Source organism: Micromonospora matsumotoense, assembly GCF_050951065.1.
Lineage (GTDB): Bacteria > Actinomycetota > Actinomycetes > Mycobacteriales > Micromonosporaceae > Micromonospora > Micromonospora matsumotoensis.
This window is the reverse complement of the sequence record NZ_CP192025.1, coordinates 3,955,720-3,978,578: the sequence shown is the minus strand read 5'-3', so window position 1 is coordinate 3,978,578 and position 22,859 is coordinate 3,955,720. Positions and strand designations below refer to the sequence as shown.

Annotated in this window: 19 protein-coding genes, 1 pseudogene and 1 riboswitch; of the genes and pseudogenes, 14 read left to right on the top strand and 6 right to left on the bottom strand. The window is 75.8% G+C overall.

Going from position 1 to position 22,859, the window contains the following annotated elements:
- Nucleotides 1-535: 535 nt before the first annotated feature.
- From ACQP1S_RS17525 to ACQP1S_RS17500, 6 genes are all read right to left on the bottom strand, one after another.
- Nucleotides 536-1,018, bottom strand: a complete 483-nt coding sequence (locus tag ACQP1S_RS17525) for a phage tail protein (protein WP_357775315.1) — start codon at nucleotides 1,016-1,018, stop codon at nucleotides 536-538.
- Nucleotide 1,019: 1 nt separating this feature from the next.
- Nucleotides 1,020-2,273, bottom strand: a complete 1,254-nt coding sequence (locus ACQP1S_RS17520) for a phage tail sheath family protein (RefSeq protein WP_432896476.1) — start codon at nucleotides 2,271-2,273, stop codon at nucleotides 1,020-1,022.
- A 28-nt stretch (nucleotides 2,274-2,301) separates the two neighbouring features.
- A complete protein-coding gene (locus ACQP1S_RS17515) occupies nucleotides 2,302-2,994 on the bottom strand; it encodes a carboxypeptidase-like regulatory domain-containing protein (protein WP_432896473.1) in 693 nt (230 codons plus the stop codon).
- Nucleotides 2,991-3,599: a glycine zipper family protein gene (locus ACQP1S_RS17510; protein WP_432896470.1), complete on the bottom strand. Its 609-nt coding sequence runs from the start codon at nucleotides 3,597-3,599 to the stop codon at nucleotides 2,991-2,993. Before ACQP1S_RS17510 ends, ACQP1S_RS17515 begins: the two co-directional genes overlap by 4 nt.
- 13 nt (nucleotides 3,600-3,612) lie before the next feature.
- A complete protein-coding gene (locus tag ACQP1S_RS17505; RefSeq protein WP_432896467.1) occupies nucleotides 3,613-3,957 on the bottom strand; it encodes a hypothetical protein in 345 nt (114 codons plus the stop codon).
- 116 nt (nucleotides 3,958-4,073) lie between these two features.
- The gene (locus ACQP1S_RS17500) at nucleotides 4,074-4,880 is read right to left on the bottom strand and encodes an LppM family (lipo)protein (RefSeq protein WP_432896464.1); all 807 of its coding nucleotides are present in this window, start codon (nucleotides 4,878-4,880) and stop codon (nucleotides 4,074-4,076) included.
- A 533-nt stretch (nucleotides 4,881-5,413) separates the two neighbouring features.
- On the opposite strand from ACQP1S_RS17500, the gene ACQP1S_RS17495 reads away from it, so the two are divergent.
- From ACQP1S_RS17495 to cobJ, 14 genes and pseudogenes are all read left to right on the top strand, one after another.
- The gene (locus tag ACQP1S_RS17495; protein ID WP_432896461.1) at nucleotides 5,414-6,640 is read left to right on the top strand and encodes an MFS transporter; all 1,227 of its coding nucleotides are present in this window, start codon (nucleotides 5,414-5,416) and stop codon (nucleotides 6,638-6,640) included.
- A 73-nt stretch (nucleotides 6,641-6,713) separates the two neighbouring features.
- Nucleotides 6,714-7,613, top strand: coding sequence for an aldo/keto reductase (locus tag ACQP1S_RS17490; RefSeq protein WP_432896458.1), 900 nt, complete (start codon nucleotides 6,714-6,716; stop codon nucleotides 7,611-7,613).
- A gap of 91 nt (nucleotides 7,614-7,704) precedes the next feature.
- Nucleotides 7,705-8,040 carry a hypothetical protein gene (locus tag ACQP1S_RS17485; protein ID WP_432896455.1) on the top strand — a complete coding sequence of 112 codons (336 nt, stop codon included), beginning with the start codon at nucleotides 7,705-7,707 and terminating at the stop codon, nucleotides 8,038-8,040.
- Nucleotides 8,041-8,145: 105 nt separating this feature from the next.
- Nucleotides 8,146-8,322, top strand: a riboswitch (cobalamin riboswitch).
- A 23-nt stretch (nucleotides 8,323-8,345) separates the two neighbouring features.
- Nucleotides 8,346-8,474, top strand: coding sequence for a hypothetical protein (locus ACQP1S_RS17480; protein WP_432896452.1), 129 nt, complete (start codon nucleotides 8,346-8,348; stop codon nucleotides 8,472-8,474).
- A 130-nt stretch (nucleotides 8,475-8,604) separates the two neighbouring features.
- On the top strand, nucleotides 8,605-12,300 hold the full coding sequence (gene cobN / locus ACQP1S_RS17475) for a cobaltochelatase subunit CobN (protein ID WP_432896449.1): 3,696 nt from the start codon (nucleotides 8,605-8,607) through the stop codon (nucleotides 12,298-12,300).
- Between the two features lie 114 nt (nucleotides 12,301-12,414).
- A pseudogene (locus tag ACQP1S_RS17470) lies at nucleotides 12,415-14,723 on the top strand (VWA domain-containing protein).
- Nucleotides 14,723-15,334 (top strand): cob(I)yrinic acid a,c-diamide adenosyltransferase, encoded by a 612-nt coding sequence (gene cobO / locus ACQP1S_RS17465; protein ID WP_091251151.1) that lies wholly within the window; start codon nucleotides 14,723-14,725, stop codon nucleotides 15,332-15,334. Before ACQP1S_RS17470 ends, cobO begins: the two are co-directional and overlap by 1 nt.
- A 128-nt stretch (nucleotides 15,335-15,462) precedes the next feature.
- Nucleotides 15,463-16,800, top strand: a complete 1,338-nt coding sequence (locus tag ACQP1S_RS17460; protein WP_432908109.1) for a cobyrinate a,c-diamide synthase — start codon at nucleotides 15,463-15,465, stop codon at nucleotides 16,798-16,800.
- A 98-nt stretch (nucleotides 16,801-16,898) separates the two neighbouring features.
- Complete coding sequence (gene cobI / locus ACQP1S_RS17455; protein WP_091251363.1) at nucleotides 16,899-17,636, top strand: precorrin-2 C(20)-methyltransferase; 738 nt, start codon at nucleotides 16,899-16,901, stop codon at nucleotides 17,634-17,636.
- Entirely contained in the window at nucleotides 17,633-18,463 is an 831-nt protein-coding gene (cobM, locus tag ACQP1S_RS17450; RefSeq protein ID WP_091251153.1) for a precorrin-4 C(11)-methyltransferase, read from the top strand. Before cobI ends, cobM begins: the two co-directional genes overlap by 4 nt.
- Nucleotides 18,460-19,611 carry a cobalt-precorrin-5B (C(1))-methyltransferase gene (locus ACQP1S_RS17445; RefSeq protein WP_432896444.1) on the top strand — a complete coding sequence of 384 codons (1,152 nt, stop codon included), beginning with the start codon at nucleotides 18,460-18,462 and terminating at the stop codon, nucleotides 19,609-19,611. The genes cobM and ACQP1S_RS17445 overlap by 4 nt, the downstream gene beginning before the upstream one ends.
- Nucleotides 19,608-20,843, top strand: a complete 1,236-nt coding sequence (cbiE, locus tag ACQP1S_RS17440; RefSeq protein WP_432896441.1) for a precorrin-6y C5,15-methyltransferase (decarboxylating) subunit CbiE — start codon at nucleotides 19,608-19,610, stop codon at nucleotides 20,841-20,843. Before ACQP1S_RS17445 ends, cbiE begins: the two co-directional genes overlap by 4 nt.
- The gene (locus ACQP1S_RS17435; protein WP_432896438.1) at nucleotides 20,837-21,052 is read left to right on the top strand and encodes a hypothetical protein; all 216 of its coding nucleotides are present in this window, start codon (nucleotides 20,837-20,839) and stop codon (nucleotides 21,050-21,052) included. Before cbiE ends, ACQP1S_RS17435 begins: the two co-directional genes overlap by 7 nt.
- On the top strand, nucleotides 21,049-22,842 hold the full coding sequence (cobJ, locus tag ACQP1S_RS17430; protein ID WP_432896435.1) for a precorrin-3B C(17)-methyltransferase: 1,794 nt from the start codon (nucleotides 21,049-21,051) through the stop codon (nucleotides 22,840-22,842). The genes ACQP1S_RS17435 and cobJ overlap by 4 nt, the downstream gene beginning before the upstream one ends.
- Nucleotides 22,843-22,859 lie beyond the last annotated feature (17 nt).

Sequence of the window (22,859 nt, the reverse complement as noted above, 5' to 3'; positions counted from 1 at the left end):
CAGAACCGACCGGTCACCGGCCGACCGGTCACCCGCAGTCCAGTCGAGGGCCGCCGGGTCGGTGGTTCCGGTCGGGTCACCCGGCCTGGTGGTTCCGGTCGGATCGGCCGACCGGGGCGGATGGCCGGGGTGCCGGTGGGTCGACGGGGTGCCGGGTCGGGGCGAATGCGCCGGGTGCCCGGCCGACGCCGGGGCGAACCGGCCGGGTACCCCCGGGAGGTCTGCCTGCCCGGGGTCGGCGGTCGGCGGCGGACCCGGCGGGACGTCGTCGGCCGGCCCGACCAGGTCGTGCAGCAGGCCGGGGGCGTGCGCGGCGACCACCCGGAGCCAGTGCTCCGGCGGCTGCCCCGGCCGGCGCGGTGCGGATGCCGCCGGGTCAGCCGGCTCGGGCCGCCGTGCGGGCGGGGCGAGCGTCGGGCCGGCGAACGGCGTGGTCGGTGCCGCGAACCGGCCGGCCTGGTCCGCGACCGGCGCGGTCGGGCCGGCGGCGGGGTCCACCGCCTCGGCGGCGGCCCGCAGTCGGGCGGCCAGCCAGTTACGCGGTCGTGGGCGCTGTGGCACCGCCGGCCTCCAGCTCCAGCCCCTCGTACGCGAGGGTCAGCGCCACGATGGCGATCTCCTGGGACAGGGTGTGCAGGTGTGCTCCGCGCCACCGCATCGGCCACGCGTTGATCAGGTTCCAGCGCAGCACCTCGGCGGTGCCGGCGGCGTCCAGCAGCACCACCGACACGTTGCGGCGGCTCACCGTTCCGGTCGCCGCGCTGTGCACCCAGTCCCACAGCTCGCGGGACGGGGTCAGTCCGAAGTGCAGGGTCACCGGCGCGTAGTCGACCTGCCCCGGGACGGACCGGATCCGGTCGTTGCCGGCCTCCCGGTACGCCAGCCGGCCGATCGTCAGGTCCAGGCCACTGACCTCGGTGAAGTGCCCGTTCGTGACGCCGTTGATGAGCAGCTTGAAGTTGTACGCCCGGTACGGGTCGACCGGGGCGCCCGGCTGTGGCGTGGCCGTGGTCGGCATCTCAGCCTCCGATCGTCTCGGTCTCGGTGCCGCCGGCCCACTGGCTCAGCTTGAACACCACGAACTCCGCCGGCTTGACCACGGCGATGCCGATGTGCGCGACCACCATTCCGGCGTCGCGGACGTCGGCCGGGTTGGTCTCCTCGTCGCACTTGACGAAGAACGCCTCCTCGGGGGTACGCCCCAGCAGCGCCCCGTCGCGCCACACCCGGGTCAGGAAGGCGCCGACGTCGCGGCGGATCGACCGCCACAGGGAGTAGTCATTGGGCTCGAACACCATCCACCGGGTGCCGTTGGCGATGGCCTGCTCGATGGAGATGGACAGCCGCCGCACGTTGAGGTAGCGCCACTCGCTGGCCTCGGCGGCCAGGGTGCGGGCCCCCCAGACCCGGATGCCCTCGCCGGCGAAGTACCGGATGACGTTGACCCCCTTGGGGTTGAGCACGTCGTGTTCGGAGCGGGTGACCAGGTACTCCAGGTCGACGGCACCGCGTACCGGCTCGTTGGCGGGGGCCTTGTGGACGCCGCGCAACCCGTCGGTGCGGGCCCAGATGCCCGCCATGTGCCCGCTCGGCGGGGTGAGCACCAGCTCGCCGGTGAGCGGGTCACGCACCCGCAGCCAGGGGAAGTAGAACGCGCCGTAGTCCGACTGCCGGGCCCGGTGGGCGGTGCCGGCCGGCTCGTCGCCCGACGCCGCCGCCGGATCGCCGGGCTTGCCGTCGGTGGGTTTGCCGTCGCCGGGCTTGCCGGTGGTGGGGCGGGGGGCGGGGGTGGCCACCCGGGTCAGCGTCGAGATGTCCTCGACGCCGGGCGGCGGGTCGCAGATCGCCACCATGGTGCGCAGCCGCTCGGCCATGCTCAGCAGCGCGTCGTGCGACACCGGGTCGTGGAAGCCGGGCGCGGCGAGGATGGCCACCTCGTCGATCGCCTCCACCAGTTGCAGCCCGGTGCGGCGTTGCCCGGTGCCGGTGAGCTGACCGCCCGCACCGACGTTGACCACCCAGCAGCGGCTGCCGCCGTTGTCGAGGAAGCCGAAGACCGCCCGGGCCAGCGGGGTGCTCTCCAGGTCGTCGCCGTCGGCGTACAGGCGCAGGAACTCCGACCAGCTGTTGACCGCGAGCGCCCGGTCGACGTGGGCGGTCCGGTCCGGCGCGACCCCGACGAACGCGGCGGTGGCCATGCCGACCGGCCCGATCGGCCGGGCGCCGCTGGGCACCTCCTCGACATAGATGCCGGGGGAGAAGTATTGGGGCATCGGTCCTCCTGTACGCGGCCGGTCCGGGTCAGCGGGCCGGGGGTTCGCAGACGATGACGAGGTCCGCGTCGGCCGGGTCGACCTCGGCGGTGAGGGTGCGGCCCCGGCCGACCAGGCGCAGCCGGACCGGCTGCCCGGGGTGCTCCGGGTCGTGCGGGACCCCGGCGATCCGGAACCGGCCGCCCGCGTCGGTATGGGTGGCGTACGGGGTGCCGACCAGTTCCACCCGCAGCGCCGCCAGCGGCTGCTGCTGCGGACCGACCACCCGGCCGACCAGGTCCCGCAGGGCCAGCCGGTGCAGCCGCAGCGGGTGCAGCACCGGGGGTGCGACCGGCGACGCGGGCGTCACCTGGGCCGGCACGTCGACCAGCAGCGCCGGGCGTGGGGTGGCCCCCAGGGTCACCCACAGCGCCGGGTCGCCGGCCTCCAGCACCAGTTCCGGTTCGCCCGCCTCGGCGGCGGCGGCCAGGACCCGGTCCAACCCGGCCAGCGCCGTCGGACCGGCGGCGCTGACCAGGTAGCGGATCGTGAACCGGTACGGCTCCCGGGTGCCGGTGCCCCGGGTCTGCCGGGCCGGCCGCAGGGCCAGCGGCCACAGGGTCAGCCCGGTGTCGCCGTCGGTGGGCGGGCCGACCGGGACGTCCTCGCCGGCCGCCCCGGCCAGCCAGGCCGCCAGCGCGGCGGTGGCCGTCTCGATCGGTCCCCGCCCGTCGTCGGTCATCGCGGCGGCGTCCCCTGGACCCGGTACGCGATGGCCTCGTTCCACACGTGCGGGTAGACGCCGATCTCGAAGTACCGGGTGAACCGGTTGATCGGGGCGTTGGCGTGGTCGTGCCAGAGCAGCCACACCGGGGCGATGGTGAACAGGAGGTAGTTTCCGACGACCAGCGGCAGGTAGAGCGGTCCGAGCAGCCGGGCCTGGAAGATGTGCACGTCCTCGTGCCGTTGGATGCCGGGGCCGGACCCGGCGCAGACCGTGCCGATGGTGGTGGCGTAGCGCGGGGAGACCCCCTCGACCAGGTTGACCCGGCAGCTGTGCTGCGAGGTGGGCCGGTCCAGCGAGTGGCCGAAGACCAGGTGCAGGGCGAGGTAGAGCGCCCCGACGGCGGTGTTCGGCAGGCTCCAGGTGTGGTCGACGACGAAGAGCAGCACGCCCCGGGCGTCCGGGCCGTACACCCGGGCGGCGGTGACCGACCAGCCGAACGGGACGCCGACCAGCAGGCCGACGACCGCGCCGACCAGCAGGCCGACCGGCCCGCCGGCGATGACCCCGAGCGCCGCCCCGCCCAGCACGTGTACGGCGGCGCTGATGATTCCGAAGATCATGACGCGTCTCCGCTCAGACCCAGGAGCGGACGAAGCGGGGCTCGCGCCCCTGGGCGAGTCGGCCGGCCGACGCCTGGGTCGGCTGCCGGTTGGCGGGCGGCAGTTGGTTGACGCCCAGCGCGGCGGAGAAGATGACCAGGCCGTTGAAGAACGCGATGAGCCACTTCTCGCCGCCTGCTTCGGTGGCGAACGCCGCGGTGGCGTACGACAGGGTCAGCGCCACGCCCAGGGCGATCCACTTGCGGGCCTTGTCGCTGTTCGGGCCGAGTAGTCCGCCGACGACGTTGGCGGTGAGCAGGGTGGCGGCGCTGGCGCCGGCCACGCTGCCGAGGGCGGTCCAGGTGAAGAGATCGTTCACGGCGATCTCCCTTCGAATGGTGCGGGGAGGGCAGGTGCGACTGGTGAGGTGCGACGGCCGGCGGGGCGGGGAACCGCCGGGTCGGGCCGCCCGGGTGCCGTGGTGGTGCGCCGGGGTCAGACCGGCCCCGGACGATCGGTCGGCGAGGGTGCGCCGGTGGTGCCGGTCGGGCCCGGCGGGGTGGACGTGGTGGCGGCGGTGCGGCCCCGGCGGCGCAGCAGCACGGTGACGACCCCGCCGGCCAGCAGCAGGACCAGGACCGTGCCGCCGACCAGCAGCCAGGGGAAGGAACCCGGGTCGTCGTCGCCGGTGGTGGCGGCCGGGGTGGCCGACGGGGTCGGCCGGGGCGGGGCCTCGGCGATCGCCCGCAGCTCGGCCGGCTTGGGCTGGTTGGCCACGACCTTCCAGCTGACCGAGCGCCCGCTGACCGTGCCGTTGGTGTCGATCACCCGGCCGGGAAAGGTCACGGAGATCTCGAACGACATCAACTGCATGAACGCCTGTTGGTTCTGGGGATTCTGCTCGGCCACTTTCCCGCCGTATTTATTGGGGTCGAGTGGCAGGCTGAACCGGTAGAGATCACCGTCGCGGACAAGATTCACACTCGCGCTGGTGAAATCCTTCAACGGGGTACGCCGATAGGTGATCTGCGCGCCGTAGTAACGCCCGTCCTCGTAGACGGTCTCCTCGCCGGCGGGCAGGCTGGGGATGTTCTCCCGCAGCTCGGCGTAGGCCACCGCGATGTTCTTGTTCCGGCTGGTGAGCACGGACTTCTCCGCGGTCAGCAGGAGCTGCCCGTCGATGGTGTCGTCGGCGTTGACGGTGAGGCCGAGGTGGAGCTGCATGCAGCCGGCGAGCAGCGTCACCAGGGCGAGGCATGCCGCGAGCCGTACTGCCCTGCCGCGCCCGGGTCCGGTTCTCATGGGCACATTGTGTGTGATCCACTTCACAGTCGGCAGTCATTGATCGGTCACCTGGCTGTCCCCGATCTTACCGTTCCGCTCAGCTATTCGGACAGTACGGAAATGGTGGGCGACGGATATTCTGGACGGTTGTCCGCCCATTGTCGACATTGCTCGGACCGGTTTTCGCACGCCGCCGGATCTGCGTTGAATCTTGCCGGCGAACGGGCCGCCTTCCTCCGCCGCCTGGCGACCCCAGCCGGCTGAACCCGCCGCCCCCTGCCGCTTCGGCCCGTACCCCGCTTGGTGATCAAGAGGGGTGCGTCATCCGCCGAGGGTTTTCTGACGCAAACCTCTTGATCACCGGGGAAATCCGGCTGCCGGGGCGTTGGCGCGCGGTGACAGGTCGGCGGCGGGCCAGCCGTCGTCGGAGCGGCGAGCTGCCGGTAAGGGGCACATCGCGCTTGTGGCCGTGACGAAACCGGTGTGAGATCTCCGGTGAGGACGTCGTGCCCGCACGGGGACGGGCCACCCCCGGAAGGGACCACACCGCCGTGAACGCCGCCACCGAGACCCGTACCGTCGCGCCCCGGGCGGTGCGGGCCGCCCGTACCGGTGTCGCGGTGGTCTTCGCCCTCAACGGTCTCGCCGTGGCCACCTGGTTCTCCCGGGTCCCGGCGGTACGCGAGGCGCTCGGTCTCAGCGCCGGCCGGCTCGGCCTGCTGCTGCTGGCCATGTCCGGCGGCGCGGTGCTGGCGCTGACCAGCGCCGGCCTGGTGACCCAGCGGCTCGGCCCGGCCCGCACCGTCGTCGTCTCCACGATGCTGGTGGCGGTCGGGCTGGCCGGGGTGGGCGTCGCCGCCGGCCCGATCGGTTCGCTGCCCGGGGTGGCGGCCGGCCTGTTCGCCCTCGGCTACGGCTCCGGCACCTGCGACGTGGCGATGAACGTCGAGGGCGCGGCGGTGGAGAAACGGCTGGGCCGCACCATCCTGCCCCGGTTCCACGCCGCCTGGAGCCTCGGGTCGGTGGCCGGCGCGGGACTCGGCGCCGGCGCGGCCCGGTTCGGCGTGCCGATCACCGCCCACCTGACGGTGCTGGCGGCGCTGGTGCTCGGCGGCACCGTGCTCGGGGCGCGTCACTTCCTGCCCGCCCCGGCCGCCGACGGGGCCGCGTCCACCCGCCGCGGCGGCCTGCTCGCGGCCTGGCGCGAGCCGCGCACCCTGCTCATCGGCGCGTTGGTGCTGGTGATGGCGTTCACCGAGGGCAGCGCGAACGACTGGTTGGCGGTCGCCTTCGTCGACGGCTACGGGGTCAGCGAGGCCGCCGGCGCGGCCGTGTTCGGGGTCTTCGTCGTCGGCATGACCATCGGCCGGACCGCCGGCACCGTGGCCATCGACCGCTGGGGTCGGGTGCCGGTGCTGATCGGCACGATCCTGCTGGCCGCCGCCGGCTCGCTGCTGGCCGTGCTGGCCGGCTCCGGACCGCTCGCCGTCGTCGGGGTGGTCCTCTGGGGGCTCGGCGCGTCACTCGGTTTTCCGGTCGGGATGAGCGCCGCCGCCGACGACGAGGACCGGGCACCCGCCCGGGTCAGCGTCGTCGCGGTGATCGGCTACACGTCGTTCCTGGCCAGCCCGCCGCTGCTCGGCCTGCTCGGCGACCACGTGGGCACCCTGCAGGCGCTGCTGGTGGTGCCGGTGCTGCTGATCCCGACGCTGGCCCTGGTGCCGGCCACCCGCCCGCCGGCCGGCCCGACGCCCACCGCCCCGATACAAGAAAGTTAGCAGTCGCCGGCCGTCGTCGGTATCGGGTGCGCGGCCGATCACCCGGGCCGCCGCTACTGGCTACGGTCGCCGAATGCCAATCGAGATCACCGCTGCGGCGGCGGGCCGCTGGACCCTGGGCGACCGCCCCGTGCACCGGATGGGGTTCGGCTCGATGCGGATCACCGCCCACCCCGACCGGGACCGGGCGTTGCGCGTCCTGCGCCGGGCCGTCGAGCTGGGGGTCGACCACATCGACACCGCCGCCTTCTACGTCTCGCCGGGCGGCACCCTGAAGGTCGGCACCGGCCCCGCCCGGTACGCCACCGAGCTGATCCGCGCCGCGCTCGCCCCGTACCCGGAGCACCTGGTCATCGCCACCAAGGTCGGGTTCCGGTCCGACCCGGCCACCGGCACACACGAGGAGGCCGGCCCGGCGCAGCTGCGCGCCCAGGTGGAGGAGAACCTGCGCCGGCTCGGCCGCGACCACCTCGACCTGGTCAACCTGCGGATCGTCAAGCGCCCGACGCCGGACTCCGTGGCGGAACGCTTCGGTGCGCTGGCCGAGTTGCGCGACGCCGGCCTGATCCGGCACCTGGGCCTGTCCAACGTCCGCCTCGACCACCTCGACGAGGCACAGACCATCGCCCCGGTGGCCTGCGTGCAGAACAACTACGCCCTGGACAACCGCGGTGACCAGGACGCCCTGATCCGTGAGTGCGGTGCCCGGGGCATCGCCTACGTGCCGTTCTTCGCCCTGGCCGGCGGGAACCGGGAGGGCGGGGCGCGCACCGACCACAGCGCGGCGGTCCGCGCCGTCGCCCGTGCCCACGACGCCACCGGCGCGCAGGTGCGGCTCGCGTGGACCCTGCACCAGGGCCCGCACGTGCTGGCCATCCCCGGCACCGGGGACCCGGCCCACCTCGCCGAGAACGTCGCCGCCGCCGCGCTGCGGCTCACCCCCGACGAACTGGCCGCCCTCGACCAGCAGTGAGCGGGGCGTTCAGCGGGCTGTCACGGGGTTCGCAGCGCCCTACCAGGTGGCGGTGCTGCACTGGGGAGGCACGCGAGGAGAGGAGCGGACGATGGGCTGGTTCAGCCGGCGGCCCCGGGCCGTCGAGGGCATCCCGACCACGCTCGACCGGGAGGCCACCCGGGAGGACCTGACCGCGTTGGAGGACTTCGTGGCGGCCCACCGTGGGGTGGAGTTCTATCTCGAACCGGAGACCACCGCCACCGACACCACCGTCGTGGCGATCGCCCACGACGGGGAGTGGATCCGTCGCCGCACCGGCTCACCGCGGACGGCGGCGAAGCTGGCCCGCCGGCACGCGGTGCCCCTCTACGAGGCGGCGAAGACCGGCTACCCGGAGCGGATGCGGGTCTGGAACCGGGCCCACCCGGAACGTCGCCTGCGCTGAACGCCGGCCCCCGCAGACCCCGGTCGCACCGGGTCCGCGGGGGCGGGGTCGATGGACGCCGTCCGGGCCCGGTGCCTGCCGTTGACCTCGGGGTGAGGAGTGTGGCAGCATTCGCGGCCTGACGGCAGTGAAGGAAGTCGGTGCGATTCCGACGCGGTCCCGCCACTGTCACCGGGGAGTGATCCCCCCTCGTGAGTCACGGCCGTGTGTGTGCGGTTGGAAGACCGGGGGTGAGCGTCGATCCGGAAGCCAGGATACTTCGGCCGTCGGAGAACCCCAGGGCGTGGACACCCGAGGAGGACCCGATGACGCACCGCGTCCCCACCGGCCCGACGACGGCCGGTGATCTCCGCATCGCGGCCGAACCCGTGCCGCTGCGCGTACGTGTCGCCGCCGGCCTGTGCCGGGTCGGCTGGCCCGCCACCCACCACTGACGACCGGTTCCGGGTGCCCCGCCCCGCGGCGCGGGTGAGCCGGTACCTCCGTCACCGCTGACCGGCGTCCATCCCACCCCGTCCGACCCGGCACCGTGGTCGAGTCGGGTGTCACTCTCCGGAGCCGCACGTGCGCATCCTGCTGCTGTCCACCGCCGACACCGATCTGCTCGCCGCCCGCGCCAGCGCCGCCGACTACCGGCTCGCCAACCCCACCCGGGTCGACGTGGACGCCGTACCGGCCCTGCTCGACGGCGTCGATCTGGCTGTCGTACGGCTGCTCGGTGGTCGGCAGGCGTGGCCGGACGGCCTCGCGGCGGTGCTCGGCTCCGGCGTGCCCACGATCGTGCTCGGCGGCGAGGCGGTGCCCGACGCGGAGCTGATGGCGATCTCCACGGTGGCCTCCGGGGTGGTCACCGAGGCGCTGTCCTACCTGGTCGAGGGGGGTGCGGACAACCTGGCCCAGCTGGCCCGCTTCCTGTCCGACACGGTCCTGCTCACCGGCGAGGGCTTCGACCCGCCCACCCCCACCCCGCCGTACGGCGTCCTCGACCGCCAGCGGGCGGCCGGACCGGCCGGGCCGCAGGTGGACGGCGACGGACGTCCGACGGTGGGGATCGTGTTCTACCGGGCGCACGCGCTGGCCGGCAACACCGAATTCGTGCAGATCCTGGCCGACGCGGTCGACGCGGCCGGCGGGAACCCGCTGCCCATCTTCTGCGGCTCGCTGCGCGGGCTCAGCCCCGGCGACGGGCCGCTGGAACTCTTCGCCCGCTGCGACGCCCTCGTCGTCACCGTCCTCGCCGCCGGTGGGACGGTCGCCGCCGACGCCTCCGGCGGAGGCGACGAGGACGCCTGGGACGTCGGCGCGCTCGCCGCCCTGGACGTCCCGGTGATCCAGGCGCTCTGCCTCACCAGCACCCGCGAGCAGTGGGCCGGGAGCGACGCCGGGATCTCCCCGCTGGACGCGGCGATGCAGGTGGCCATCCCCGAGTTCGACGGCCGGATCGTCACCGTGCCGTTCTCGTTCAAACAGATCGACGCCGACGGGCTGTCGGTCTACGCCGCCGACGCCGAGCGGGCCGCCCGGGTCGCCGGGATCGCCGTTCGGCAGGCCCGGCTGCGACACCTGCCCGCCGCCGACAAGCGGCTGGCGATCGTGCTCAGCTCCTACCCGACGAAGCACTCCCGGGTCGGCAACGCCGTCGGCCTGGACACCCCCGCCTCGGCGGTACGGCTGCTCGCCGCCCTCGCCGCCGCCGGATACCACCTCGGCGACGCGCCACCGCCCACCGACGGGGACGCGCTGATCCACGCGTTGATCGCCGCCGGGGGTCACGACGTCGAGTGGCTCACCCCGGAACAGTTGTCCGCCGCCGAGGCCCGGGTGCCGGGGGAGACCTACCGGCGCTGGTTCGACCAGGTGCCGGTCGACCTGCGGGACCGGATGCGGGAACACTGGGGTGAGCCACCCGGCCAGCTCTACACCGACGACGGCGACATCGTCCTGGCCGGGCTGCGGTTCGGCAACGTCACCCTGCTGATCCAGCCGCCGCGGGGCTTCGGCGAGAACCCGATCGCCATCTACCACGACCCCGACCTGCCGCCCAGCCACCACTACCTGGCCGCCTACCGGTGGCTGGCCGCGCCGGTCGCCGACGGCGGCTTCGGCGCGGACGCGGTGGTGCACCTCGGCAAGCACGGCACCCTGGAGTGGCTGCCCGGCAAGGGCCTCGGCCTGGCCGCCGACTGCGCCCCCGATGCCGTCCTCGGTGACCTGCCGCTGGTCTACCCGTTCATCGTCAACGACCCCGGCGAGGGCACCCAGGCCAAGCGGCGGGCGCACGCCGTGGTGGTCGACCACCTGGTGCCACCGATGGCCCGCGCCGAGACCTACGGCGACCTGGCGAAGCTCGAACAGCTCCTGGACGAGTACGCCACCGTGCAGGCCCTCGACCCGGCGAAGGTGCCAGTGGTCCGGGGGCAGATCTGGGAGCTGGTGCGCGCCGCCGAACTGCACCACGACCTGCACACCGAGGCGATGCCCGCCGCCGACGACTTCGACGACTTCGTGCTGCACCTCGACGGGTACCTGTGCGAGGTCAAGGACGTGCAGATCCGCGACGGGCTGCACATCCTGGCCGAGGTGCCCACCGGCGAGCCCCGGGTGAACCTGGTCCTCGCCGTGCTGCGCGCCCCCCAGGTGTGGGGCGGCGCCCACGTCCTGCCCGGCCTGCGCCAGGCCCTCGCCGCCGGTTACGGCCTGGACGAGCAGGCGCTGCTCGCCGAGCCCGGGGCGCGGGTGGTGGTGCCGGCGACGCTGACCGACATCGTCGACGGGCCGGCGGTCACCGCCGCCGACGCCGTGGACCTGATCGAGGGGCTGGCCCGGCGGCTCGTCCTCGGCATGGAGACCCTCGGCTGGGACCCCGCCCGGGTCGACGAGGTGGTCGCGGAGGTGACCGGCCGGGCCGGCCCCGACGTCGCGGCGGTGCTGCGCTTCGCCGCCCGGGAGGTGGTGCCCCGGCTGGACCGCACCACCGACGAGATCACCCACACCCTCGGCGCGCTCGACGGCCGGTTCGTGCCGCCCGGACCGTCCGGCTCGCCCACCCGGGGCCTGGTCAACGTGCTCCCCACCGGCCGCAACTTCTACTCCGTCGACCCGAAGGCGATCCCCAGCCGCAACGCCTGGGACGTCGGGGTGGCGCTGGCCGACTCGCTGCTCGCCCGCTACCTCGCCGACACCGGGGAGTACCCCCGCTCGGTCGGGTTGACCGTCTGGGGCACCAGCGCCATGCGTACCCAGGGTGACGACATCGCCGAGGTGCTGGCCCTGCTCGGCTGCCGGCCGGTGTGGGACGACCGGTCGCGGCGGGTCACCGGCGTCGAGGTGGTGCCGCCGGCGGAGCTGGGCCGGCCCCGGGTCGACGTCACGGTCCGCATCTCCGGCTTCTTCCGGGACGCGTTCCCGCACGTCGTCGCCCTCCTCGACGACGCGGTACGGCTGGTCGCCGCCCTCGACGAGCCGGCCGAGGACAACTACCTGCGGGCCCACGTCGCCGCCGACGTCGCCACGCACGGCGACGAGCGGCGGGCCACCGCCCGGATCTTCGGCTCCAAACCCGGGGCGTACGGGGCGGGGCTGCTGCCGCTGATCGACGCCCGCAACTGGCGCACCGACGCCGACCTGGCCGAGGTGTACGCCGTCTGGGGTGGTTACGCCTACGGCCGGGGGCTGGACGGGCGGGAGGCGCGGGTCGACATGGAACGCTCCTTCGCCCGGATCGCGGTGGCGGCGAAGAACCAGGACACCCGGGAGCACGACATCGTCGACTCCGACGACTACTTCCAGTACCACGGCGGGATGGTGGCGATGGTCCGGCACCTCACCGGGGCCGCCCCGGCCGCCTACGTGGGCGACTCGGCGATGCCGCACGACGTGCGTACCCGCACCCTCGGCGAGGAGACCCGTCGGGTGTTCCGGGCCCGGGTGGTGAACCCGAGGTGGATCGCCGCGATGCGCCGGCACGGCTACAAGGGGGCGTTCGAGCTGGCCGCCACCGTGGACTACCTGTTCGGCTACGACGCCACCGCCGGTGTCGTCGACGACTGGATGTACGAGCAGCTGGCCGAGGCGTACCTGTTCGACGGGGAAACCCGGGAGTTCCTGGAGCGGTCCAACCCGTGGGCGCTGCGCGGCATCACCGAACGGCTGCTGGAGGCCGCCGACCGGGGACTGTGGGCCGCGCCGGAGCCCGCCACCCTGGACCGGCTCCGCGAGACGTACCTGGCCACCGAGGGCGACCTGGAGGATCGACAGTGAGTGCGAGGAGTGAGCCGGTCTTGCGAGCCCCGCAGTCGCGATCAGAGGGGGCGCTGTGAGTGCGAGGAGTGAGCCGGGTTTGCGAGCCCCGCAGTCGCGAACCGAGGGGGCGCTGTGAGCGCGAGGAGTGAGCCGGGTTTGCGAGCCCCGCAGTCGCGAACGAAGGCAGCCCAGTGAGCGGCTATCCCTTCTCGGCCGTGCTCGGGATGGACGACATGCGGTTGGCGCTGCTGCTCAACGCGGTCAGCCCGGCGATCGGCGGGGTGCTCGTCCGGGGCGAGAAGGGCACCGCCAAGTCCACCGCCGTGCGGGCCCTGGCCGCCCTGCTCCCGCCGGTGGACCGGGTCGCCGGGTGCCGGTTCGGCTGCGACCCGGCCGCCCCCGACCCGACCTGCCCGGACGGCCCGCATCCGGGCGGCGTGGAGCACGCCGGGGCGGTCGAGCGCCGTCCGGCCCGGCTGGTGGAGTTGCCGGTCGGGGCCGCCGAGGACCGGGTGGTCGGCTCGTTGGACCTGGAGAAGGCGCTCGCCGAGGGGGTCCGCGCCTTCGAGCCCGGCCTGCTCGCCGCCGCCCACCGGGGGGTGCTCTATGTCGACGAGGTGAACCTGCTGCACGACCACCTGGTCGACCTGCTTTTGGACGCCGCCGCGATGGGTCGCTGCCACGTCGAGCGGGAGGGCGTCTCGGTCAGCCACGCCGCCCGGTTCCTGCTGGTCGGCACGATGAACCCGGAGGAGGGGGAGTTGCGCCCGCAGTTGCTCGACCGGTTCGGGCTCACCGTCGAGGTGGCCGCCAGCCGCGACCCGGCCGTCCGGGTGGAGGTGGTGCGTCGCCGGCTCGCCGCCGACGCCGACCCGGCCGGGTTCGCCGCCCGCTGGGCCGCCGCCGACGCCGAGGTTGCCGCCCGGGTGGTGGCCGCCCGGGACCGGCTCGACCGGGTGCTGCTGCCCGACGCCGCGCTGCGGCAGATCGCCGAGGTCTGTGCCGCGTTCGACGTCGACGGGATGCGCGCCGACATCGTCACGGCCCGTACCGCCGTCGCGCACGCCGCCTGGCAGGGCCGGGACCGGGTCACCGCCGACGACGTCCGGGTCGCCGCCCGGCTGGCCCTGCCGCACCGCCGCCGCCGCGACCCGTTCGACACCCCGGGGCTGGACGAGAAGCGCCTCGACGAGGCGTTGCAGCGGGCCCGCGACGAGCACCCCGACGACGACCCGCCGGACACCGGCCCGGGTGACCCCTCCGGGGGGCCGGACGGTTCCGGCCCCGGTGGGCCGGGCGGCCCGTCGGCGGGCGGCCCGGGCGACGGTGGGGCGGGTCCGCAGGACCCCGACGCCGCAGGCGGGCCGCAGGGCGACACCGGGTCGCCGGACCGTGACGACCACGGTGCCGCCCGGACCGGTCCGACCTCCCCGCACTCGGCGGACGGCCGTTGGCCGGACCGTGCCGACAACGGCGGGCCGGACGGCGACGACCGCGCCGACGGTCGGTCGGGACGCCCCGACGACGGGTCGGCCGACCGCGCCGAGGCCCGTCCCGGGCGACCCGGCCAGGGCGGCACCCCGGACCCGGGCGACCCGGGGACCGGTACGTCGTCGGTGGCCGTACCTCAGCGGGGGTTGACGGCCCGGTTGTTCACCGCCCCGGGGGTGGGCGACGGGGTGCCCGGTCGGCGGTCGCGGGCCCGGACCGGGCGGGGCCGGACCACCGGCGCGCGGGTGCCCGCGGGCCGGCCGGCCGCAGTGCACCTGCCGGCCACCCTGCGCGCCGCCGCCCCGCACCAGGCAGGCCGGGGCCGGTGCGGCGGTCGGTTGCTGCTGCGCCCCGGCGATCTGCGGGAGGCGGTCCGGGAGGGCCGTGAGGGCAACCTGGTGCTGTTCGTGGTCGACGCCAGCGGATCGATGGGCGCGCGGCAGCGGATGTCGGCGGTGAAGGGGGCGGTGCTGGCCCTGCTCACCGACGCCTACCAGCGCCGGGACACGGTGGCGGTGGTCGCCTTCCGGGGCGCGGGCGCGCAGGTGGTGCTGCCGGCCACCTCGTCGGTGCTGGCCGCGTCGGCGCGGCTGACCGAGCTGCCCACCGGCGGGCGTACCCCGTTGGCGGAGGGGTTGCTGGCCGCCGTCGACCTGCTGCGGGTGCAGCGGCTGCGGGACCCACGACGGCGTCCGCTGGTGCTGGTCGTCACCGACGGCCGGGCCACCGCCGGCACCCGGCCGCTGGAGCGGTCGGCGCGCGCGGCGGCCGTCCTCGCCGCCACCGGTGCGCCGTGCGTGGTCGTCGACTGCGAGGCCGGCCCGGTCCGGCTGCACCTGGCCCGCCGGCTGGCCGACCAGCTCGGCGCGGCCCACCACCACCTCGACACGGTGGCCGCCGACCCGCTGGCCGGCCTCGCCACCGTCGGAGCGAATCGGAGCGTGCGCTGATGCCGCAGGGAAAGCCGGAGCACGTGCCCGCCGACGGGCTGACCACCCGGCAGCGGCGGCACCGCCCGCTGACCATCGTGCACACCGGGCAGATGAAGGGGAAGTCCACCGCCGCGTTCGGCCTGGCGCTGCGGGCCTGGACCGCCGGGCTGCCGATCGGGGTGTTCCAGTTCGTCAAGAGCGCCAAGTGGCGGGTGGGCGAGGAGAACGCCTTCCGCGCCCTGGGCCAGGTGCACGCCGACACCGGGCAGGGTGCCCCGGTCGCCTGGCACAAGATGGGCGAGGGCTGGTCCTGGCTCCAGCGCGGCGGCGACGCCGACCACGCCGCCGACGCCCTGGAGGGGTGGCGGCAGATCCAGCGCGACCTGGCCGCGGAGCGCTACGGTCTGTACGTCCTGGACGAGTTCACCTATCCCATGAAATGGGGTTGGGTGGACGTCGACGAGGTGGTCGACACCCTCACCCACCGGCCCGGCTTCCAGCACGTGGTGATCACCGGCCGGGACGCCGACCCGCGCCTGGTCGAGGCGGCCGACCTGGTCGCCGAGCTGACCAAGGTCAAGCACCCGATGGACGCCGGCCAGAAGGGCCAGAAGGGCATCGAGTGGTGACCGGACCGACCCGCCGCACCGACCAGCGTCGCCCGCACGGCAACGCGCCGGCCGGCCACCCGCACGGCACCGCGCCGGGCGGGCCGGAGCCGTCGGCCGGGCGCGCCGCGTCGGCCGGAGCCTGGGCGCTGCCCCGGCTGGTGGTCGCCGCCCCGGCCAGCGGACACGGCAAGACCACCGTGACCACCGGCCTGCTCGCCGCCCTGCGCCGGCGGGGCCTGCGGGTCAGCCCGCACAAGGTCGGCCCCGACTACATCGACCCCGGCTACCACGCGCTCGCCGCTGGCCGGCCCGGCCGCAACCTCGACCCGTGGCTGGTCGGGGAGGAGTTGATCGCCCCGCTGCTGCGGCACGGCGCGAGCGTCCCCACCCCCGCCGACGTCGCGGTGGTCGAGGGGGTGATGGGGCTGCACGACGGCGCGGTCGGCCGGGCCGGATACGCCTCCACCGCCCACGTCGCCACGCTGATCGATGCGCCGGTGCTGCTGGTCCTGGACACCACCGCGCAGGGCCGCTCGGCCGCCGCGCTGGTGCTCGGCATGCGCGCCTTCGACCCGGCCGTGCGGATCGGTGGGGTGATCCTCAACCGGGTCGGCTCACCCCGGCACGAGACCCTGCTCCGCGACGCGCTCGCCGAGGTGGGCGTACCGGTGCTGGGGGCGGTCACCCGGGCCGTCGAGGTGGCCGCGCCGGCCCGGCACCTGGGGCTGGTGCCGGTCGCCGAACGGGCACCGGAGTCGCTGGCCGTCGTCGAGGCGCTCGCCGGGCTGGTCGAGTCCACCGTCGACCTCGACGCGGTGCTCGCCCTGGCCCGCAGCGCGCCACCGTTGACCGTGGACGCCTGGAACCCGGCGACGGCCGTCGGCGGCCCGGCCGGCGGGGACCGTCCCGTCGTCGCGGTCGCCGCCGGAGCCGCCTTCACCTTCTCGTACGCCGAGACCACCGAACTGCTCACCGCCGCCGGGGCGACCGTGGCCCCGTTCGACCCGCTGCGGGACCCGGCCCTGCCCGCCGGCACCCGGGCGGTGGTCATCGGCGGCGGCTTCCCCGAGGTGCACGTGGAGGCGTTGAGCGCCAACACCGGGCTCCGCGCCGAGCTGGCCGGCTTCGCCGGGCCGGTGGTCGCCGAGTGCGCCGGGCTGCTCTATCTCGGCCGCTCGCTGGACGGGGTGCCGATGTGCGGTCGGCTCGACCACCACGCCCGGATGACCGGCCGGCTCACCCTCGGCTACCGCGACGCGGTCGCCGCCACCGACTCCCCGGTCCACCCCGCCGGTGAGCCGGTACGCGGCCACGAGTTCCACCGCACCGTCACCGACCCCGGGCACGGCGACCGACCCGCCTGGCGCTGGGACGACACCGCCCACGGTTTCGTCACCGGGCAGGTGCACGCCTCCTACCTGCACACCCACTGGGCGGGTCGACCGCAGGCCGCCCGTCGCCTGGTCGAGGCGGCGAGCCGGTGACCGCCGCCGGGACGGGTCGCCCGCCGACGACCGGGGCCGGCCGTCCGCGTGCCGTCGGAGCCGACGCGGATCGGGCCGCGCCGACGGACCCCGCCACGCTGACCGGGGTGGGGGTCGGGCCGGGGGACCCGGAACTGCTCACCCTCAAGGCGGTCCGGGTGCTGGCCGAGGCCGACCTGGTGGTCGTACCGGTGCTGGACCGGCTGGCGGCGGACCCGGCGACGCCCCCCGGCCGGGCCGAGACGACGGTCCGCGCCCACGTGCCGGCGGACCGGTTGCGCCGGTTGCCGTTCGCCCTCGACGACCGGGGCGGGGTGACCGCCCGGCGGGAAGCCGCCTGGGACGCCGCCGCCCGTGCCGTGGTCGACGCGATCGACGCCGGTGCCCGGTCGATCGCCTTCGCCACCATCGGCGACCCGAACGTCTACTCCACCTTCGCCTACCTGGCCCACGGCGTCCGCGCGCTGCGCCCGGCGGTGCGGGTGCGGACGGTGCCCGGCGTCACCGCCATGCAGGAGTTGGCCGCGCGCAGCGGCGTCCCGCTCTGCCAGGGGCGGGAGCCGCTGACCCTGCTGCCGGCCACCGCCGGCCCGGCGCTGGTCGCCGACGCCCTCGCCGGGCCCGGCACCGTCGTGGTCTACAAGGGCTGGCGTCGGCACCGGGAACTCGTCGACGAACTGCGCCGGCACGACCGGCTCGACGACGCGGTGCTCGGCCGGGGCCTCGGCCTGCCCGACGAGTCGATCGGGCCGGTCGGACCCGCCGACGACGACCTGCCGTACCTGTCGACGCTGCTGGTCCCGGCGCGCCGGGACGGGCGGGGAGGAAAACTGTGACGTCCACCGGCAAGGTGTGGTTCGTGGGGGCCGGGCCCGGCGCGGCCGACCTGCTCACCCTGCGCGCCGCCCGGGTGATCGCCGACGCCGACGTGGTGATCTGGGCGGCCAGCCTGGTGCACGCCGACGTGCTGGCCCACGCCCGCCCCGACGCCGAGATCGTCGACTCGTCGCAGCTGCCCATCGAGGGGGTGCTGCCGCTCTATCGACGGGCCGCCGCCGAGCGGCTCACCGTGGCCCGGATCCACTCCGGCGACCCGGCGCTCTGGGGCGCCGTGCAGGAGCAGCTCGACCTGTGCCGGGCCCTCGACCTGGCCGTGGAGATCGTCCCCGGGGTCTCCTCGTTCACCGCCGTCGCCGCGATCGTCGGCCGGGAACTGACCATCCCCGAGGTGGCCCAGTCGGTGATCCTCACCCGGCTGGAGGGCGGCAAGACGCCGATGCCGGCGGGGGAGCGGGTCCGCGACTTCGCCCGGCACGGCACCACCATGGCGCTGTTCCTCTCCGCCGCCCGCGCCGGGCAGGCGCAGACGGAGCTGCTCGCCGGGGGCTACCCGGTCGACACCCCGGTCGTGGTGGCCTACCAGGCGACCTGGCCGGACGAGCTGGTGGTGCGGTGCGCGCTCGGCGACCTGGCGGCCACCGTCAAGGAACACCGGCTGTGGAAGCACACCCTGTTCCTGGTCGGGCCGGCGCTCGCCGCCAGCGGCACCCGTTCGCACCTCTACCACCCCGGGCACTTCCACACCTTCCGCCGGGCCGAGCCGACCGCCCGCGCCGAGCTGCGCCGGTCCCGCGCCACCACAGCGGAGGACGCGACACCGTGACGTACGCCGAGCCGCCGTTGCGCGAGCCGGACCTGCCGCGTACCGCGAAGGTCCGGCCGGTGGCGCTGCGGACCGGCTGGACCACCGGCGCGTGCGCGACGGCGGCGGCGAAGGCGGCGGTGACCGCGCTGGTCACCGGCGTGCCCCAGCGGGAGGTGGAGATCGGGCTGCCCGCCGGGCGGCGGGTGGCCTTCCCGGTCGCCCGGTGCGAGCTGACGCCGTCGCCCGATCCGCAGGCGGAGGCGGTGGTGGTCAAGGACGCCGGGGACGACCCGGACGTCACCCACGGCGCGCACCTCACCGCCACCGTCGGCTGGCGGCCCCGGCCCGGCCTGGACCTCGCCGGCGGTTCGGGCGTCGGCACCGTCACCCGACCCGGGCTCGGCCTCACCGTCGGCGGGCCGGCCATCAACGACACCCCCCGGCGGATGATCGGGCAGGCCGTGGCCGAGGTGGTCGACCTGACCGAGGTGGGCGTCCGGGTGGTGATCAGCGTGCCGGGCGGTGAGGTGATGGCCCGCAAGACCACCAACCGGCGGCTCGGCATCGTCGGCGGCATCTCGATCCTCGGCACCACCGGCATCGTCCGGCCGTTCTCCACCGCCTCCTGGCGGGCCAGCGTGGTGCAGGCGGTGCACGTGATGGCCGCCCAGGGGGAGCGGACCGTGGTGCTGTGCACCGGCGGGCGGACCGAGCGGGCCGCCCGCGCGCTGCTGCCGGAGCTGCCCGAGGTGTGTTTCGTCGAGGTCGGCGACTTCACCGGCGCGGCCGTCACCGCCGCCGTGGGCGACGCGATGACCGGGGTGGTCTTCGTCGGGATGGCCGGCAAACTGGCGAAACTCGCCGCCGGGATCCTGATGACCCACTACACCCGCTCGAAGGTGGACCTGTCCCTGCTCGGCACGGTCACCGCCGAGGCCGGCGGCGACGCCGACCTGGTGGCGGCGGTGGTGGCGGCCAACACCGGCCGGCACGCGTACGAGCTGTGGGAGGCCGCCGGGCTGCTGCGTCCCGCCGGTGACGTGCTCTGCGACCGGGTCCGGCAGGTGCTGCGCCGCTTCGCCGGGCCGGCGCTCACCGTCGACGTGGCGATGGTCGACTTCACCGGCGACCACCTGGTCGCCTCCTCCGGCCGGTGGCCGGCATGACGCGGTCGGTGCCGGGGTCCGGATCGGAGCCGGTGGCCGGCGGGTCCGGATCGGTGCCGCCGGTGCTGCGGCCGGAGCCGGTCGTGGTGGTGGGGATGGACGCGGTCGGCCGGCCGTTGTCCCCGTCGGCGGTGGCCGCCCTGGCCGGGGCCCGGCTGGTCGTCGGGGCGGCCCGGCACCTGGCCGCCGTGCCGGTGCCGTCCGGCGTCGACACCGTCGTGCTCGGCCCGCTCGCCCCCGCGCTGGACCGGCTCGCCGCCGCCCACGCCGCCGGGCAGCCAGCTGTCGTGCTGGCCAGCGGCGACCCCGGGTTCTTCGGTGTGGTACGCCGGCTGCGCGCCGCCGGCCTGCCGGTGCGGGTGCTGCCGGCGGTGTCCAGCGTGGCCGCCGCGTTCGCCCGCGCCGGGCTCGACTGGGACGGTGCCGTGGTGGTCACCGCCCACGGTCGGGAGCTGGGTCCCGCGCTCAACGCCTGCCGGGCGCTACCCGCCGTGGCCGTGCTCACCGCGCCGGGCGCCGGGGCCGCCGAGATCGGTGCCGGGCTGACCGGCTGGGCCCGGTGTCTGGTGGTCGCCGAACACCTCGGCACGCCCGCCGAGCGGGTCACCTGGACCACCCCGGAGCAGGCCGTCACCCGCGCCTGGGCCGACCCGCACGTCCTGCTCAGCCTGGCCGCGCCCGCCGGTGCCGCCGACGGTGACCCCGGGGCGCAGCCCGCTGTGCCTACCGGTGCCGCTGACCGGGACGGGGCGGTCGGACCGGGTGACGCCGGCCGGTCGGGTGACGCCGGCCCGGTGGGCGATGGCGGTCTGGCCGGCGATGGTGCTCCGGCCGGCGATGGCGGTCCGGCCGGGGTCGGGCCGGTGCGGGCGGACAACCAGCCGGCCGCCGCGCCCGTCGGCGGCTGGGCGCTGCCCGAGTCCGCGTACCGGCACCGGGACTCGATGATCACGAAGGCCGAGGTACGGGCCCTGGCCGTCGCCCGGCTACGCCCCCGGCTCGGGCGACTGGTCTGGGACGTCGGGGCGGGCAGCGGATCGGTCGGCATCGAGTGCGCGCTGCTCGGCGCGGCGGTGATCGCCGTGGAGCGGGACCCGGCGGCGCCGGTCGCCGAGAACGCCGCCCGGCACGGCGTCGCCGTCCGGGTGGTGACCGGCGACGCGCCAGCCGTGCTGGGCGGGCTGCCCGACCCGGACGCCGTCTTCGTCGGCGGCGGGGGACCGACGTGCTGACCGCCGTCGCCGACCGCCGCCCCGCCCGGGTGGTGGTCGCCCTCGCCGCCCTGGACCGGGTCGCCCCGGCGGTGCACCTGCTGCGCGCCGCCGGCTACGCGGTGACGGGCAGCCAGCTCACCGCCGCCCGCCTCGCCGATCTGCCCGGCGGATCCATCCGACTCGCGGCCACCAACCCGGTGGTCGTCCTCACCGGGGAGCGCCCGTGACCGCCACCGCACCACACCGGCACCGGGCCGGGACCGGCACCGGCCCGCCCCGGGTCGGACTCGTCGCGGCCACCGCCGCCGGCCGCCGGCACGCCCGCACCCTGGCCGCCGCCTGGCCGCACGCCCGGCTGGTCGAGGCCGACGGGGTCGCCGACGCGCTGCGGATGGCCTGGGCGGGGTACGACGCGGTGGTGGCGTTCCTGGCCACCGGGGCGGTGGTGCGGATCCTGGCGCCGCTGCTCGGTGACAAGCGGACCGACCCGGCGGTGGTGGTGGTCGACGAGGCCGCCCGGCACGCCGTCGCCCTGCTCGGCGGCCACGCCGGGGGCGCGAACACGCTCGCCGCCGAGGTGGCCGTGCTGCTCGACGCCCGGCCGGTGGTCACCACGGCCACCGACGCGGTCGACCTGCCGGGCCTGGACACCCTCGGCTGGCCGGTCGAGGGGGCGGTGGCCGCGGTGTCCCGGGCGATCCTCGACGGCGAACCGGTCCAACTGGTCGCCGACGCGGTGTGGCCGCTGCCGGCCCTGCCGCCCAACGTCCATCTCGTTGCACCGGCCGCCGCACCGTCTCCCGCCGCGCCACACCCGCCCGTCCGACCGGGGCCGGCCGCCGATCCGGCGGGCGGGTACCGGGTGCTGGTCACCGACCGGGTGGTGCCGGTCGACGACCGCACCGCCGTGTTGCGACCGCCGTCCCTGGTCGCCGGGGTGGGGTCCAGCCGGGGGGTGGCCGCCGCCGAGGTCGACGCGCTGCTGTGTCGGGTGCTCGCCGACGCCGGGTTGAGCCCGGCCAGCCTGCGCTGCCTGGCCAGCGTCGACGTGAAAGCCGACGAGGAGGGCATCCGGGCCACCGCCGACGCGCGCGGCGTACCCCTGCGGACCTGGCCGGCGGCGGACCTGGCGACGGTCGACGTGCCGCACCCCAGCGAGGTGGTCCGGGCCGCCGTCGGCACGCCCAGCGTCGCGGAGGCGGCGGCGTTGCGCGACGGCGGCACCCTGCTGGCGCCGAAGACCGCCTCGGCGATGGCCACCGTCGCGGTCGCCCGGCAGGCCCCGCGCGGCCGGCTGGCGATCGTCGGCCTGGGCCCGGGCGCGGCCGACCTGCGCACCCCGCGCGCCGCCGCCGAGCTGCGCCGGGCCGCCGTGGTCGTCGGCCTCGACCAGTACGTCGACCAGGTCCGCCACCTGCTCCGGCCGGGTACCCGGGTGCTCGCCAGCGGGCTCGGCGCGGAGGAGGAACGGGCCCGCAGCGCCGTCGCCGAGGCCACCGCCGGGCACGCCGTCGCGCTGATCGGCTCCGGCGACGCCGGGGTGTACGCGATGGCCAGCCCCGCCCTGGAGTACGCCGACGAGCGGATCGACGTGGTCGGTGTGCCCGGGGTGACCGCCGCGTTGGCCGCGTCCGCGCTGCTCGGCGCGCCGATCGGACACGACCACGTCTATCTGAGCCTGTCCGACCTGCACACCCCGTGGGCGGTGATCGAGCGGCGGGTCGCCGCCGCCGCCGAGGCGGACCTGGTCGCGCTGCTCTACAACCCGCGCAGCCGGGCCCGGGACTGGCAGCTCGGCGCGGTGCTGGCGACGTTCGCCGCGCACCGCCCGCCGCAGACCCCCGTCGGGGTGGTGCGCAACGCCAGCCGGCCCGACGAACAGGTCCACCTGGCCACCCTCGCCACCTTCGACCCGACCGTGGTCGACATGTACGGCCTGGTGGTGGTGGGCAGCTCGCAGACCCGGCTGGTCGGCGGCCGGATGGTCACCCCCCGGGGCTACCGGTGGCGCGGGTGATCCCCGCCCGGCCGGTG